The following is a 16,069-nucleotide window of genomic DNA, read 5'->3' as shown; positions in this document are numbered from 1 at the left end:
TTATTATGGTGCTGGAAGCGATCAGAAAAGGCTGGTGCGTCTCATCAGGCCAATTCAATCGAACCAGAAAGGCTTTGATCTGTTTTCGCGTTTATTGGCAGCCGCGCAACCCGGCGCTTATTTTGGCGGCGTAGCGGCTGATTTTTGACCGTCTCAGGCTGAACGGGTCTTGGCACGAAGCAACGCGCAGTCATGCCCTGTACGACACCTATAATCTGGCCTCACCCTTTCTTGGCAATCGCACTGACATTTCCGCGTATATTCAGACCGCGTTCAATCTTGATTGCCCGCTCAGACGGTCCAACCATCCAAGCACTATGCGGGGCGATACTGCCCATACGCACCGCTCTTTTGAAGATGCGCGGGTTCACACAGCCGTGGTTTTCACGCAGGACAGCACGTATGCATGCCCGCTTTCAACGGATCAAAGCGCTCTGCAAGGTCAAACCAGCAGCGTTACAAAACATAACGGCTAAGATCGGCACTTTTGGCCAGATCACCCAAATTATCTTCCACAAATTTAGCCGTGACCTCAACGGTCTCACCGGCGCGGTCAGGGGCGGCAAACGACAGCTCTTCAAACACCCGCTCGATCACCGTATAAAGCCGCCGCGCACCAATATTTTCCACCGACAGGTTCACTTGCGCGGCTATTTTTGCCAGCGCGGCGATCCCCTCTTCGGTAAAGTTAACCACAACACCTTCGGCCCCCATCAGCGCGGTATATTGCAGGGTCAACGCATTATCGGTCTCGGTGAGAATACGCACAAAATCTTCTTCGCTGAGCGCGCGCAATTCAACCCGGATGGGCAATCGGCCCTGCAATTCAGGAAGCAGATCCGACGGTTTGGCCACATGAAACGCGCCCGAGGCAATGAACAAGATATGATCGGTATTGACCGGGCCATATTTCGTACTGACCACGGTGCCTTCGATCAAAGGCAGCAAATCGCGTTGTACACCTTCGCGGCTGACATCACCGCCACGCGCATCGCTGCGCGCGCAGACTTTATCAATTTCATCCAAAAACACGATGCCATTTTCTTGCACCGTTTCGATCGCAGCGCGGGTAACACTGTCATCATCTAGCAGTTTATCCGCCTCTTCCCCAACCAAAAGATCATGGCTATCAGACACTTTGATTTTGCGCTTCACCGTGCGTTGACCAAACGCTTTGCCAAACAGATCGCCTATATTCATCATCCCCATCTGGCTGCCGGGCTGTCCGGGAATATCCAACATGGGTGTGGGCGTGCTGGTATCGGCAACGTCAAGTTCGATCTCTTGATCATCCAGCTCGCCAGCGCGCAGCTTTTTGCGAAACATTTCGCGCGTGGCAGAACGCGCATCGGATCCGGCAATGGCTTCTATTACCCGATCTTCCGCCGCCTGAGCGGCCTTTGCGCGCACATCATCGCGCATCTGCGCGCGCGTCATCGCGATGGCAGAATCAACCAAATCGCGGATGATTTGCTCGACATCTCGCCCCACATAGCCCACTTCGGTGAACTTGGTTGCTTCAATTTTTATGAAAGGGGCTTTCGCCAGTTTGGCAAGCCGCCGGCTTATTTCGGTTTTACCCACGCCGGTTGGCCCGATCATAAGGATATTTTTAGGATAAACTTCATCGCGCAAGCTGGCATCAAGTTGTTTGCGCCGCCAGCGAGAGCGCAGCGCCACGGCAACGGCGCGCTTCGCATCGCGTTGCCCGATAATATAACGGTCAAGTTCTGAAACAATTTCACGCGGAGTTAAGTCAGTCATTTAATCCTCTGATCGATAAGGGGGAAGGTTAGATTTGCCGGGAAACTCTGGCAAGGCACGCAACACTGCGCCGCGCATTTGCACCCACCAAGTGCCCAATGCCGTAAATAGCACGCCGAGTATAAACACAATCGATACCCCGCCAAATGCCTCTCCCAGCGCTTGGTTTGTGATCCAAACAATCACGGCGATAAAATAGAATAAGCCCGCTGTTAAAAAAGAACGGCGATCAATAATCAACGCAAAAACGGTTACCAATAAAAGCAGACCCGCCATCGAAAGATAACCAGTTGTCCCGCCCAATTTATAAAGGGAGAAAGCTGCCGTATTCACCAAGGCCGGCGCGGCAAGAATATGCAGCCAAAATCCAGTTGCCGAAAATCGACCCAAGCGGTGCGGATCCTGCATGTCAAACCAAAGCCCCAGCGCCATCATTGCAAAGCCAAGACCAAGCGAGGCATAGGCCACCGGTGCACCGATGCCTAAATTGAAAAACATTTCCGGAAAATTTGCGGGCGCAAGGGAGATATCGGTTAGGTCAAGCGCCACGCTATAGCTCAACAGCATCGCGAACAGGCCAAACAAAAACATCGCAAACGGCAGTTTGAAAACTTTAAAATATAAAGCCATGCCCCCCATACCAAGCGCTGCCAGCGCCATAAGAGGCGCTTTTTCAAAGCTTCCAAGCTCGAAAAAACCAATTGAAAACACCGCGCTGCCATTCACCGCGGCGCCCAGCGCCAAAGCGATGCTGGGCAAGCTCATCCGGCGTATCAGCGTGAAATAGCGCGCCAGGCCTAGGCATAAAACCAAACAACAAAAATGCGCAAACATCCAAGATACAGACAGTCCAATCAGTCCCAGCGCACCGCCCCATAACAGGCTTAACCCCAAAGTGACAAAAATTTCCGAAAACCCTCTAAAAAATTCAAAGGGCTCATCATCGCGCGACAACGCGGCGCGAAACCCAAACTCTGTTTGAAGATGTACCGAAAGACGTACCGCCTGGGCTTCATTTAAAATACCCGCCTGAACGGCTGACCGCAACGTTTCAGGCGGGATAAGGGTCATTCTGAAAGATCCTCGACCGTCAGTTTGCCATTCGTGTAGACGCAGATATCAGCGGCGATCGCCATCGCCTCGCGGGCAATTGTTTCTGCGTCTTTATCGCTATCCATCATGCCACGCGCTGCCGCCAAGGCAAAATTGCCACCCGAGCCGATCGCCGCAATATTATGCTCTGGCTCAAGCACATCACCGGCGCCCGTGATCACAAAAAGCTTTTTGCCATCGGTGACGATCAACATCGCTTCCAGCTTTTGAAGATATTTATCCGTACGCCAATCTTTGGCCAGTTCAACCGAAGCCCGTTCTAGCTGTCCAGGCGCGGCTTCCAGCTTTGCTTCAAGCCGCTCCAAAAGCGTAAACGCATCAGCGGTTGAACCCGCAAAACCTGCAATCACGTCAAAACCGCCGGGGGATAAGCGGCGCACTTTGCGCGCTGTGCCTTTGATCACCGTTTGCCCCAACGAAACCTGACCATCCCCCGCGATCACCACTTTGCCCGATTTTTTAACGCCGATAATCGTGGTACCATGCCATCCGGGAAAATCACTTTGGCTCATACGCCTCTCCTTTTTACGCTCTGCGCTATCCGTGATATGCGCTGCATTAACGCGCATGCATAAAGTTCGGGTTTGGTGCGAAAAAGGGCACCAAAGGTGCCCAATTCGACATCACAGCATCTCAGAGAGCTTAAATGCTATCTTCTATCCAGCTTTGCAGTGCGGCTTTCGGTGCAGCGCCAGCGCGGTTCGAAATCACTTCGCCATCTTTGAAAATAAACAACGCCGGAATACCCCGCACCCCCATGGAGGCGGCGGAATTTGGGTTTGTATCCACATCGACTTTGGCGATTTTAATTTTGCCGGCCATTTCAACCGACAGCTCTTCCAGCGCCGGACCGATTTGCTTGCAAGGGCCACACCATTCCGCCCAAAAATCAACCACGACAGGAACGTCAGAGTTTTTTACTTCGCTGTCGAAAGTCTCGTCTGTGACGGCAACTGTAGCCATTTTCGTATCTCCTGAAACCACATTTCTGATAGCGGGAACCTAGGCATCGCGCCCCTAAAGGTCAAGGGATGGCTCGGAAAATACGTTTGCCAAGAGCGCGTCCGGCAAGGGCATCAAACGCGCCTGTTTGGTCCAGAGCAGCGCCGGGATTATCTGATGGTCAGGATAGGTACGGGCGATAACCGCAGCATAAGCGGCCATCTGACGCAAAAGTCCCAATGGCACCTCTGCCGGGCTTTCTGGAACTTGCGCATTTGATTTAAAATCAACCAGCCAAACAGCCGCCTCTTGCACCACCAAACGATCAACAATGCCGTAAACCTGCTTGTTCTCAAGGCCCGCCACTGGGCCTGACAAGGCCACTTCTGCAAGCGCATCAAAACCAAATAAAAATTGCAAATCGGGGGTCTTTAAAACGCCCAGAACTTCCGCTTTAAGCGCCTCAAACGTCTCTGCAGAGGCGGGCAAACCTGCCTGATCCAAAATTTTAGAACACATATCGGGCCAGAGCGCAGGATCAAGACTTGGCAGCACTTCAAGCAATTTGTGAATTTGCAGTCCCCGTAACTTTGCGTCTTCATCCGTCTCCTCAGCATCCGACTGCAGCGATTTCTCACCCCCCAAATCAGAGGGGCTTAACGGCTTTGGTTGGGCCGGGACCGGCGGCGCCACCTCATTGAAGAACTCTTCCAAAACGAGGCTCGGCACGCTTTGTTCTTCTTCGACCTCTGCGCTACACGGGCCCCAAACGCCATAGTCAAAACGGCGCCCCATACCCGTTGGAAAACGCTGCGATTGCGCCGCAAGAGCCTCAACCCCAAGGCTGATTTTTTGATACCAAGCCCGTTGGTCCGCCCCCAAATCCCCCGCAGCGGCCACGATCAGCCATTTTTCCGCCCGCGTTATCGCCACGTATAACAAACGGTCGCGCTCTTCCTCTTCCGCACGCAGCTTGCGCTCGCGCAATTCGCGCAATCGCGGCGGCATTTCGGCGCGAGGCACTTTCCAAAACGCGCCATCTTGGGCGACCAATAAATCATCGTGCAACCGCGCGTCACGCTTCGCCGTATCGGGCAAAATAACGATGGGAGATTCCAATCCCTTGGCGCCATGCACCGTCATCACGCGGATTTGATTGCCATCTTGATCGGCTTGGCGTTTGATCTCCAACCCGTCAGATTGCATCCAAACCAAAAACCCTGTCAGGCTGGGAACCTCGCTGCGCTCATAGGCCATCGCCTGCCCTAAAAGCGCGTTCAGCCCATCTTCGGCTTCTTGACCCAAGCGACCCAAAAGCAGCTTGCGGCCCGCGTAATGCGTCAAAACGCGCTCGAGCAATTCATAGGGGCGCAAAAAATCAGCCTGTAGCAACAAATCATTCAACATCGCAATCAAATGCCCATGCTGATCGGTTGCCGCGCGCAAAACCTGCCAGAGAAACTTTCTGCCGCGCCCCTGCGCCAAAGTGAAAAGCGTTTGCTCATCCCAGCCGACCAAGGGCGATTTTAGCACCACAGCCAAGGATAAATCATCTTCCGGCGTGGCCAGAAAAGCCAAGAGCGCCAATAAATCTTTTACCGCCATTTCAGCGCCCAGTTTCAAACGATCCGCGCCCGCGATCGGTAGGTTTTGGGCTTTGCAGGCGCGAATAATTTCTTGAAACAAATCAGAACGGCGCTGGACAAGAATCAGGAAATCCGCGGCGCGCACTGGCCGCATATGATAGCGGCCGGTTTTTCCAATTTCTTCGGGTATCGCCACCTTCTGGGTGATCATATGGTCAATTTCTTCGGCAATATGGCGCGCCAATTGCACCAAATGATTGTCTTGATCCGGTAGGTCAACAGGGCGCTCCCAAGAGCGATCTTTTTGCTTTTCCACCGCCTCAAGCGCGGGCCATAGATCCACCCGCCCCGGCATTTTAGTTTTAAAGGCCAAATGCTGTTCGCCGGCAGCACCCGACACGCCCGGTGCCGGCGCAAATAACTTATCTACCAATGCCAAAATTGCCGAAGACGATCGAAATGAATGCGCCAGGCTGGCGTCAAATAGCGGCGTGTCAGTGGGTTTCAACCGCGCCGCAAAATCTGCTTTCATCCGATCAAACTCAGCCGGGTCTGCGCCCTGAAAGGAATAAATCGATTGCTTTTTATCCCCAACCACAAAAATCGTTCGGCCGCGATTTGACCGTGCGCCTTGGCCGCTGGTGAATTCTTGGGCCAGTTTTTCGATCACCTGCCACTGAATGGGGCTGGTATCCTGCGCCTCATCCACCAAAATATGATCAATGCCACCATCCAAGCGGTACAAAACCCAATCTGCAACAGCTTGATCCGTTAACAACCCGCGCGCCTTTAAAATCAGATCGTCAAAATCCAACCATCCCCGCGCCTGTTTTTCACGCTCGTAAGCCGGCAGAAAAACCGCAGCAAACGCATAGAGCACGGCGGTTTTCTGGGCTGCCATAAGCCCCAGCCGTTGATCACGGGTATCTTCAACGCGCGCCATTAAGGCGTGAAGCGCAGGCAAATGGGGCTGCAACGCGCCGTCTCTCAGCGCTTTGGTTGGAAAGGCGTCAATTTTTGCGGAAAACGGCGTATTTTTTGTTGTACCCTCACCCCAAAGCAACAGCTGTTCCAACAGGCCAAGCGCCTCAAGGCTTGGCGCAGACAATTTGGCGAGCTTTTCGCCATTACGCTGATCGGTGGAAGATCCGGTACTGAGAACACTGACCAGCGTGCCAATCAAACCCCAGGCATCCTGTGTGAATACCCCTGCGCACAGCGCTTCGCCGGTAAGAGTCACGGGAAGATTCAATCGCCCCCAGATCTCTGCTTTGGCGCTGCCCTGCGCAAATAACTGCCGGTGTTTCAAGACAGAGGCGATCAGGTCCATAACATCCGTTTCGTTACAATAAGCGGCCACTGAACCGATTACCGACTGCTGATCCGAGGCGGAAATGTCATCCAGAATGCTGCCCGCCAATAAGCGACTCGCGCGTTCATCCATCTCATGAAATTGCGGGCTCACACCCGCCTCCAGCGGAAACCGCCGCAACAGCGCCGCGCAAAAGGAATGAATGGTTTGAATTTTCAAACCACCAGGCGCCTCAATGGCACGGGCAAACAGGGTTCTGGCTTTGCGCAGCATCGCCGCGTCAAGTTCGGTTTCAAGACCCAATTGCTGCAACTCATCGCGCAGCGCGGCATCGGCGCGCATCGACCATGCCCCAAGCCGCTCAAAAAGCCGGTTTTGCATTTCGCTGGCAGCCGCTTTCGTATAGGTCAGGCATAGGATATGCTCGGGCAATACGCCATTTAACAACAAGCGCGCCACCCGATCGGTTAACACTTTGGTTTTGCCCGAGCCAGCATTGGCCGATAGCCATGTTGATATTTCGGGGCGCGCCGCAGCAAGTTGGCGCGCGCTGGCGGGATCACGCGCGCTCATCTCAATACCTCTTGACGGGCAGGCGCGCTGAGCGACCATTCGCCATAACGCGACAATTGATCATAGGGTGAATAATCTTCAACGCGAAACAAAGCACGGCGTGCCTGAAACCCTGTCTCTTCGCTTTGATAGCTGGCAATTAAATGTTTGAATTTTTCCCAAGCTTGCGCAAGCGGTTCTTTGTCAAACGGTGCGGCTTGATATTTTTTCGCCGCCCCCAGACCGATAAACGCCGCCTCAGCAACCTCGCCGGGTTGCAGATTTTCAAATCCCCCCTGCTGCGCGATTGCGGCTAGCAAATAAAGCTGCTTGTCAAAAACCTTTTGTTGATCGGGCGTGGGCACCGCGCCGGTTTTATAATCATAGATATAAAGCCCAGCCTCCTGCGAAATATCGATGCGATCCACAATCGCGCTGAGGGTAAATTGCAGCTCGGGCAGCAACACAGCCCCGCGGCCTTCAAGCGCAAGCGGTTGGCCGCGCGCTTGGCGAACCTCTTCTTCGGCGATAACCCAATCTGCCATTGCCCGCAGACGACTGCGCCAGAACGCCTGATGCGATGGCCAAGGCACTTGCGCGCACAGCAAAGCTTCTGAAATTTCAACAAACCGAAGGCGCCGATCCGCCGGCGCGCAATCAGGCCAGGCTTTGATGAACTGCTCCATCAACGCATGATATATCACCCCGCGCAACCGCGCATCCGGGACAGGCTCAATCGGCTCTAAAGGTCGCAAGCCCAAAACATGCTTGGCATAAATCGCATAAGGATCGCGGATCAGCGTTTTGATTTCCGTCACCGAGAGTTTTTGAGGGCGCATCGCTTTTGGCGGCGCCGGCGCCGGGCGCAACGCCACTGGGGCTGGGTGCCATGACTCGAAGCGTTCAACGCGTTTTAGATAGGCATCCCCGCGCGCACGCATCGCCGAAAACGCCTGTACGCCGCCATTTTCAGGCAATCCGTTTAACAAATTGGTCAAGCGGTTTACCCAACGCGCGGGGATTGTTTGAGCCTCATCATTGCGCACTGAGCGGGTCAGCCAAACTTGCCCTGCAGCAATCGCTTGTTGAAAATCATGCGCAGATAGCCCAATCCGACGCTCGGGAAGCAACAATCCCGCCTCATGGCGCAGGCGCCGGTTCAACCAAGGGTCCGGGGGCGGCACTTGCGGCCAAACCCCCTCATTCAACCCCGCCAAAATCAACAAATCTGCGCCCTGAACCCGCGCCTCTAACGTACCCCAGATTAAGATCTTAGGATGCGGAGCATCGCGATCGCGCACTTCATTTTGCGCAAGAACGCCGTTGAACACCCCCGCGTAATCAAACGGCAAAACCGCGCCAGCCGAGGCCGCCGCCGCTTCCAACGCCTTGACCGTTTCGCGGGCTTGGCGCCCGGCCTTTTGCTGCCACAACCCCCCAGCCTCGTCATCCTCATCGGGGCGCGATCCTCGGCAAATCGCTTCAGCATATGTCAAATGTTGCGACAGCAGATCCGCAAATGGCGCAGAATCCGCCGGCCAATGCGCTGCGCAGATTTCAGACACCCAGCCAGCCCATGACAGCGCCATAGGATTATTCTGTTTTTGCGCCCAGGCATGCAAGCCAGCGCTTTGCGGAAACGGGATCGCTTTGGCGCGCAAATAAAGCTCTAAATCGCGGGTCAGCAATAAATGTTCATTTCGCGCGCCCCCGCTATGCGCTAAAGGGTGTTTTAAAAGCGCCAAAAGCGTTGGCGTGCTGACACCCTGCCCCAATATGCCAAGCGCTTGGCGCAACAAACGCCCCGGAGGGCTAAGGTGTAACGGCATGCCCGCGCTGTCATCCGGGATGATGCCCCATTGGCTGAGGGCGGCGCTAACTTGCCGCGTTAGACCCCGATCTGGCGTGATCAAAGCCGCTGTAAGACCTTCTTCCGCTGCTTCGCGCAGCCGCATAGCAATCGCCATGGCCTCAAGGCGCGGGCTAGGCGCTTCCAGCAAGGTCATGGCACTTGTGGCACCCGCAATATCGTGCAAAGCCGGCCCCTCGGACAGCCAGCAATCGGTAACAGGCGCGGGCCGCAACGCCAAAGACACCAAAGCGCCCCGCGCTGGAACCGGCGCTTTCATCCCTGCCCAGCGCGCCACTTGCTGCGGCTGAGCCGCCAATGCCGAAAGCAATTTCACAAAACGGTATTGCGGATGATCTTCGCTGTCCAACGCATGCGCCATGTCAGCCCACGCCGTCAGCGGCATATCAAAATCAAACCCGGGCAAGAGCAAGGCCCCTTGCGGCAGCGCGGCCACAGCTTTCATCAAAGACAGCGTTGTTCCACGCGATCCGGTTGAACCTGCCAGAATGACCGGCGAGGGGATCGGTGCAGTTTGCCAGCAGGCGCTTATCTGTTCGACCATCTGCCGCTGCCGGCTGACCATATCAGGATGCGCGGCCCGCCCTGCAAGATACTCGGCTGCGATGGTTAAAAAAGCATGGGTGCGCTGCCAATGCCCGGATTGATCGCTCACGTTTAACCCTTTTAGGTCTGCAACGCCCACGCCTTCATCCTGCATTTCTTCGATCAGCTGGGCGAGGCTATCGGTTAAATCGAACAGGGCAGAGCGCGCGGCCAGATCGGGCTGCTGAACAAGCAGCTTTTCGACCAACGCCAATAACTCGAAGCGGCTGCTCAAGGCCGGCGGCGCTGCGGGCAGCATAATCTGCGGCGCCAATCCGCTTAAATCATTTAAAACATGCAGTTTAGGGTGCAGAATATTTTCCTTTGCGGCGAATAAATCAGACACTCTACGCGCCAAACGCTGGGTGTTCACGATGATTTGCACGCGCGCCAGATCGGCCGGTGGGGCCATGGCAAACTTTGCGCAAAGCCCATCCACCAAAGCGGCGGCAAAATCAGCACCGGGGGGCAATCCAAAAAGCGTCTGATCTTTAAAATTCACCTAATTTGCCTTTGGCATATGGGAATGAGACAGCATGTTTTGGGCGCATGCCAGCCCTTCAGGATGGCCAACATCGCACCAGTTGCCCCGATACACCGCGCCATACACGCTCTGGCGCTCTATCATCTGGGCCCATAAAAGATTGAGCGAGAAGGCGCGTTGTTCAATGGCCATCAATCCATCCGTTTTTATGATTTGAACACCAGTGTAAACCAAGTTGCCTCCGCGCTGCAGACAGCCATTCTTTGCCAGCGAAAAATCGCCTGCCCCGCTATGGCCCTGCGCATGGGTCCGCTCAATGCACAGCAGCAGCGCCTCCATCCGCTCTGGCCGCCAGCGCGCGCGCAAAGCGGCAATCGGATTTTCACCCTGCCAGATCGCATCTGAATTTATCGTTACCACGGGGCCCGCTCCCAATTGCGGCAACGCCGCTTTTAATCCGCCCCCCGTCTCAAGAATATCCGGCAGTTCAAGCCGCGTTTGCACGGGCGCGTCGCGCAAATGATCCGCAAGCATCTGATGCTTGTAATGCAGATTAACAAGGATCGTCTGAGCGCCGCTTTCGCGCGCAATATCAACCGCATAATCGATCAACGCCCGCCCTTTTACAGGCACCAAGGGTTTGGGTTTATCTTTTGTCAGCGCCCCCATGCGGCGCCCGAAACCAGCAGCAAAAATCATCACGGGAAAAGGGGTTTTGGCCATCATGTGCATTTAAACCGTCCAATTTAAATTTGCAGGGCTGGGAAATTCTGCATCGATCAAAGCCTTAAGCCCTTGCAAACCCGGAGCGCGTAAATTGCGTTGGATATAGCGCCAGACCCGGGGCATATGCACCAGATAATTTGCTTTGTTTTCTTGCAGGGCCAGCCGCGCGAAAACCCCCAAAATACGCAGATTGCGTTGCACCCCCAAAACCGCATAAGCGCGCTGAAAGGCCCGCGCTTCTAGGCCCGCCTGCGCCACAAAATACGCGATCAAACCAGCCTCCATACTGGCGGGAATATCGCGGCGCACATCCTGCAAAAGCGACATAAGATCATAGGCGGGGTGGCTTTGAAACGCATCTTGAAAATCCAAAATACCCACACAGGCCGCACCGCGGCGCGCCGGCAAATAAAGAAGGTTTTCCGCATGGCAATCGCGCAGCGCCAGAACTGGCGCGCTTTGCAGCGCAGCCGCGAGCAAATCGGTAAGCGCAGCAAGCAGGGCGGATTGATCCGCCTCAACGCGTGCTGAGCCTTTATAAAATTCAAAAGCGGGCGTGATCATGACAGCCAAATCCTGTGCATCGGGCTGCGCTAAAAAGGCCGGAGGGTCGCTTGCCTGCACCGCAAGCAGCATATCAACCGCCTTTTGATAAATTGGATAGGCGCTTTGCGCGCCCTTTGCCCAAAATCCCGACAATAAATCATCGCCCAAATCTTCAACAAGCAAAGCCCTCAAATCATGATCCGCGCCATAAATTTGTGGAGCGCTGAGATCCTGCGCAAACAAATGTGACGCAATCCGTTGAAATCGCTTTGTTTCACCCACCGCACTGCGCCGCGCATCCATCAAAATGACCGAGCGTTCATTCTGCGATAAGCGGTAATACTGGCGCTGAGACGCATCCGTTTTCAGCGCTACAATCTGCGCATTATGCCATTTATGCTGCCGCAAAAACGCTTGCAACTCGGCGGATATACCCAGATCATTCATCGCTCAAACCCTGCAACCGTGGCGCCCAAATAGACGCCGAACCCTGCAATTTGAGATGCCGTTCACTGTCGCTTGCACCGCTGGAAAACGCGATATTTAACGGGCTATATTGAGATAGATCCCCCAGCCGATCCGGCCATTCAATCAGAGAAATCGAGGTTTCAAACGCCTCTTCTAACCCCAATTCAACCGCCTCTTGATGCGAGGTTAAGCGATACAGATCTGCGTGCCAAATCTCACCGATTTGCGTGTCATAGGTTTGTACCAGCGTGAACGTTGGTGAGGGCACTTCTTCAGGAATATCTTGTACCGATTGGATCAGGCTGCGCGCAAAAAAACTTTTGCCAGCGCCGATATGCCCCTCAAGCAGAAGGATATCCCCGCATCGCAAGCTTTTGCCAAGCGCGGCTGCGAAGGCTTGCATATGCGCCTCAGAAGGCATGTGAAATTCGGTTGTAAATAAATTCATAAATCTAAGATGACATCGCCAGTTGCGCGAAACAAGACAGATCGTGCAGCCCGTGAAGCCTTGGTTGTGTGCAAGGCAAGCTTTGAAAGGCCGCGCAAGCCCCCAAGGCTTTAAGCGGTAATCGCAAACACTCCGCCAGCGTCAAAATGCTAAATCTTCATAGCGCGGTTTTCGCCCAGCGCAGCGGTGATTTGTTCAACCGCAGCCCTGGGCCACTGAATTTCCACAATCGCGCCGCGCGGCGTTGCTTTGGCTGCCGGTCTTTGCTGAGGATCATATCCATTGGCAAAGCTTAATTCTGCGCCGGTTCTTTCAAGCAATGTTTTGGCGATAAAAACGCCGAGGCCCATCCCTTCATAGCTTTGCCTGTTATCACGCGCCGCGCCTGTTTTGCGATGCCGCAAAAAAGGATCGCCGATGCGCCCAAGCATGTGAACGGGATAGCCCGGCCCATCATCCAAGATCCGCACAGTGATCATATCGGGGCTCCAATAGCTTTCCACCCAAACCTCTGATTTGGCAAAATCAACCGCATTTTGCACCATATTGCGCAAACCGTGAATGATTTCCGGGCGCCGCAAAGCCAGCGGCTGGCCAAGCCCGGCGCCCTCGATCGGTTCAAAAGACATATTGATTTTCACGCCCCGATCCTTATGCGGCTCGGCTGCCTCACGCAGCACTTCGCTTAAGGGCGCGCTGCGCAAATGCAAATCGTCTTTTCCCGCGCGCCCCATCGAGCGTAAAATATCGCGGCAGCGATTGGCCTGTTCTCGGATCAAGCTTGCATCTTCTTGCAGTTCCGAGCCATCAGGCAAGGCCTCCATCAATTCTGCACTGGTCAATTTTATCGTCGCCAAAGGCGTGCCCAGCTCATGCGCTGCTGCCGCCACCACACCGCCCAAATCGGTAAGCTTTTGTTCCCGGCTCAACGCCATTTGCGTGGCCAATAAAGCGTTTCCCATCGCGTTCATTTCATTCGTAACGCGGCGCGAATACACGCTTAAGAACACCAACGCGATCACGATTGCGATCCAATTTCCAAAGACAAATAACTCTGGAATGCGCAAAAATGCGCCCGCTTGGGTGCGTAGAGGCAAATGATACACCGCCAAAATTGTAACCAAAACGATCGTGGTGCCACCCAGAATGAAATTTGATCGCAGTTTCAAAATTGAGGCAGAAACCGCAACCGGCGCCAAAAGCAAAATGCTGAACGGATTGTGCAATCCACCCGTGAGATAAAGCAAAAAGCCCAATTGCAGCAGATCAAACATGGTCATCATCATGTTTTCAAATTCTGACAGACGTTTGTTTTCAGGAAAGCTGACCATGGCCACCAGATTGCCAATAGCCGACACCGCGATCGCAAGAAGGCAAAGACCCAGCTCAAGCTGCAGATTATATGCCTCTTTGGCAATTAAAATCGCCGTCAACTGGCCCGCAATCGCCACCCAGCGTAGCAGAATTAAAGTGCGCAATCTAATCCAATTGCTGCGGCGTTGATCTGAAAATAAATTGACGTCGTGTTCAGTCATCATCTTCCTGCCGGTTGACGTGGGTTGTTAGGAAACATAGATCCCATAAAGGCCAAGCAATGGCAATTACTCTAAGGAATCCCTTATGCAGAACCGTTTCACAGTGGTGTTGGGCGCCGGGTTTGCCCTGTTACTTTTGTTTTCTTGGCTGGCGGTCTCCACATTGTTCATGCCCCGTTCAAGCGATCGTTTCGCGCAATGCCGCGCCAGCGTGATTGCGGGTGGCAGCGAACAGATTGGGGGTGCGTTCACGCTAGTAAACCAGCACGGGCAGAGCATGTCGCAAGACGATGTCAGCAAAACTCCGGCTCTGCTTTATTTTGGATATACGTTCTGCCCCGATATCTGCCCAATGGATACGATGCGCAATGTTGAAGCCGTGGATCTGCTGGAAACGGCCGGACAAAACGTAACGCCCGTTTTTATCACCATCGATCCGGAGCGAGATACACCCCAAGTCTTGGCAGAATTTGCCGAGGTGATGCATCCAAGACTGATCGCATTAACAGGCAGCGATGCCCAAATCAAAACCGCAAGTAAAGCGTTTCGGACCTATTACAAAGCCCATGACCAAAACGATCCGTATTATTTGGTCGACCATTCAACAATGAGCTATCTGCTGCTTCCCGAGCATGGGTTTGTCGAATTTTTCCGCCGTGATTTACCCGCCGAGCAAGTGGCCGAGAAAATCAGCTGCTTTTTGAACGCAGCTTAAACACTGGTATTATTTGACCAAGGCGGGTGGCCGCATTAGATGTAAATCAAAGGCAACCGCTCAGGAGGCGACCGCGTGTCAGAACGAACATATCAGGATCTGGGCGAAGACCCTTCGCTTTTGCTGGTTGATGATGATGACCCGTTTCTCAAACGGCTTGCGAAAGCCATGGAAAAACGCGGCTTTGAGGTTGAAACCGCCGGATCAGTGGCCGCTGGGCGTGCAATCGCAACGGCGCGATCTCCAGCATATGCGGTGGTTGATCTGCGGCTGGAAGACGGCAATGGCCTAGATGTTGTGGAAGTGCTGCGCGAAAAACGCCCCGATTGCAGGGTTGTAGTTTTAACCGGATACGGCGCCATAGCCACCGCAGTGGCCGCAGTGAAAATTGGCGCCACCGATTATTTATCCAAACCCGCGGATGCGATTGATATCACCAATGCGTTATTGGCACGGGGGGATGATTTGCCCCCACCGCCGGAAAACCCGATGAGCGCGGATCGCGTACGCTGGGAGCATATCCAACGGGTGTATGAGCTCTGCGACCGCAACGTCTCGGAAACCGCCCGAAGGCTGAATATGCATCGGCGCACCCTTCAGCGTATTTTGGCCAAGCGCAGCCCGCGGTAAAACCACCCCGATTTGGCGCAGTAAAGCAACCCGCGCTGCCTATAATTTCGATATAAGGGTCTGGTATTTGGAAATATAATCCCGCTTTACCAGATTGGGTGGCCGCAGTTTAACCGTGAAAGCTGGCACAAGATCCATTGGCATTTTGCCAAAGAACCGGTTGGCTTCTTGTTGTGAAAATCCGGCAATCTGGGTGGCCTCAAGCCAGGCGCTGCACTTATCGGCCTTTTTAATCTGCGCTTTAATTTTGGCCGGCAGTTTTGCGGGTAGCCCAAAACGGATATGAATAGCGGCGGTCAGGCGCTCGTCCAAAGCTTCATAGCCTGCGCCAACGGCCGCTTTAACCGGCGAAATCATATCCCCTATCACGTATTCCGGTGCATCATGCAACAAGGCTGCGAGCTGCCATTTGGCCTCGATTTTGGGAAAAAGCCGTTTGGATAACTCTACCACCAACAAAGAATGTTCGGCGACAGAATAGGCAAACTCGCCCTGCGTTTGGCCGTTCCAGCGCGCCACAAAGGCCAAGCCATGGGCGATATCTTCAATCTCAATGTCAACTGCCGTTGGGTCAAGCAAGTCCAATCGCCGTCCAGACAGCATTCTTTGCCAAGCGCGTGGTTGTTTCATGGGGTCCTCGAATAATCAGAAATAATATGACATGCGGGCTTTTTGCTAACAAGGGCTGCGCGTCATCTGCCACCGTTTCAAATCCAAAAAGGTCAAAATTGCCGCGTCTAAAGCGCCATGCATAAAAAAAGGCGTTTGTGGTTCCTAGGCCAATTGCCGCAGG

Annotated in this window: 13 protein-coding genes; 2 read left to right on the top strand and 11 right to left on the bottom strand. The window is 54.0% G+C overall.

The window, feature by feature from the left end; translation table 11 throughout:
• Window positions 1–456: 456 nt before the first annotated feature.
• The 10 genes from hslU to UM181_06925 form a co-directional block, all read right to left on the bottom strand.
• On the bottom strand, window positions 457–1,764 hold the full coding sequence (gene hslU / locus UM181_06970) for an ATP-dependent protease ATPase subunit HslU (GenBank protein WQC64340.1): 1,308 nt from the start codon (window positions 1,762–1,764) through the stop codon (window positions 457–459).
• On the bottom strand, window positions 1,765–2,835 hold the full coding sequence (locus UM181_06965; protein ID WQC64339.1) for a hypothetical protein: 1,071 nt from the start codon (window positions 2,833–2,835) through the stop codon (window positions 1,765–1,767).
• Window positions 2,832–3,389, bottom strand: coding sequence for an ATP-dependent protease subunit HslV (gene hslV, locus UM181_06960; GenBank protein ID WQC64338.1), 558 nt, complete (start codon window positions 3,387–3,389; stop codon window positions 2,832–2,834). Before hslV ends, UM181_06965 begins: the two co-directional genes overlap by 4 nt.
• 130 nt (window positions 3,390–3,519) lie before the next feature.
• Window positions 3,520–3,840: a thioredoxin gene (gene trxA, locus UM181_06955; GenBank protein ID WQC64337.1), complete on the bottom strand. Its 321-nt coding sequence runs from the start codon at window positions 3,838–3,840 to the stop codon at window positions 3,520–3,522.
• 54 nt (window positions 3,841–3,894) lie between these two features.
• Window positions 3,895–7,290 (bottom strand): double-strand break repair helicase AddA, encoded by a 3,396-nt coding sequence (addA, locus tag UM181_06950; GenBank protein ID WQC64336.1) that lies wholly within the window; start codon window positions 7,288–7,290, stop codon window positions 3,895–3,897.
• A complete protein-coding gene (gene addB / locus UM181_06945) occupies window positions 7,287–10,226 on the bottom strand; it encodes a double-strand break repair protein AddB (protein WQC64335.1) in 2,940 nt (979 codons plus the stop codon). Before addB ends, addA begins: the two co-directional genes overlap by 4 nt.
• Window positions 10,227–10,940: a nucleotidyltransferase family protein gene (locus UM181_06940; GenBank protein WQC64334.1), complete on the bottom strand. Its 714-nt coding sequence runs from the start codon at window positions 10,938–10,940 to the stop codon at window positions 10,227–10,229.
• Window positions 10,941–11,927: a phosphotransferase gene (locus tag UM181_06935; GenBank protein ID WQC64333.1), complete on the bottom strand. Its 987-nt coding sequence runs from the start codon at window positions 11,925–11,927 to the stop codon at window positions 10,941–10,943. It lies immediately after the preceding gene.
• Complete coding sequence (gene tsaE / locus UM181_06930) at window positions 11,920–12,396, bottom strand: tRNA (adenosine(37)-N6)-threonylcarbamoyltransferase complex ATPase subunit type 1 TsaE (GenBank protein WQC64332.1); 477 nt, start codon at window positions 12,394–12,396, stop codon at window positions 11,920–11,922. Before tsaE ends, UM181_06935 begins: the two co-directional genes overlap by 8 nt.
• Window positions 12,397–12,545: 149 nt before the next feature.
• Complete coding sequence (locus tag UM181_06925) at window positions 12,546–13,931, bottom strand: ActS/PrrB/RegB family redox-sensitive histidine kinase (protein WQC64331.1); 1,386 nt, start codon at window positions 13,929–13,931, stop codon at window positions 12,546–12,548.
• A gap of 85 nt (window positions 13,932–14,016) precedes the next feature.
• On the opposite strand from UM181_06925, the gene UM181_06920 reads away from it, so the two are divergent.
• A complete protein-coding gene (locus UM181_06920) occupies window positions 14,017–14,646 on the top strand; it encodes an SCO family protein (GenBank protein WQC64330.1) in 630 nt (209 codons plus the stop codon).
• 75 nt (window positions 14,647–14,721) lie between these two features.
• Window positions 14,722–15,276 carry an ActR/PrrA/RegA family redox response regulator transcription factor gene (locus tag UM181_06915; protein WQC64329.1) on the top strand — a complete coding sequence of 185 codons (555 nt, stop codon included), beginning with the start codon at window positions 14,722–14,724 and terminating at the stop codon, window positions 15,274–15,276.
• Between the two features lie 39 nt (window positions 15,277–15,315).
• Here the strand turns inward: UM181_06915 and UM181_06910 are convergent, their stop codons facing one another.
• Window positions 15,316–15,906 (bottom strand): HD family hydrolase, encoded by a 591-nt coding sequence (locus UM181_06910; protein WQC64328.1) that lies wholly within the window; start codon window positions 15,904–15,906, stop codon window positions 15,316–15,318.
• Between the last annotated feature and the right edge of the window lie 163 nt (window positions 15,907–16,069).

The sequence above is a fragment of the Alphaproteobacteria bacterium US3C007 genome (assembly GCA_034423775.1).
GTDB classification, from domain to species: domain Bacteria; phylum Pseudomonadota; class Alphaproteobacteria; order Rhodobacterales; family Rhodobacteraceae; genus Thalassovivens; species Thalassovivens spotae.
Note: the sequence above shows the minus strand (reverse complement) of the source record. Positions and strands in the feature narration are given on the sequence as shown.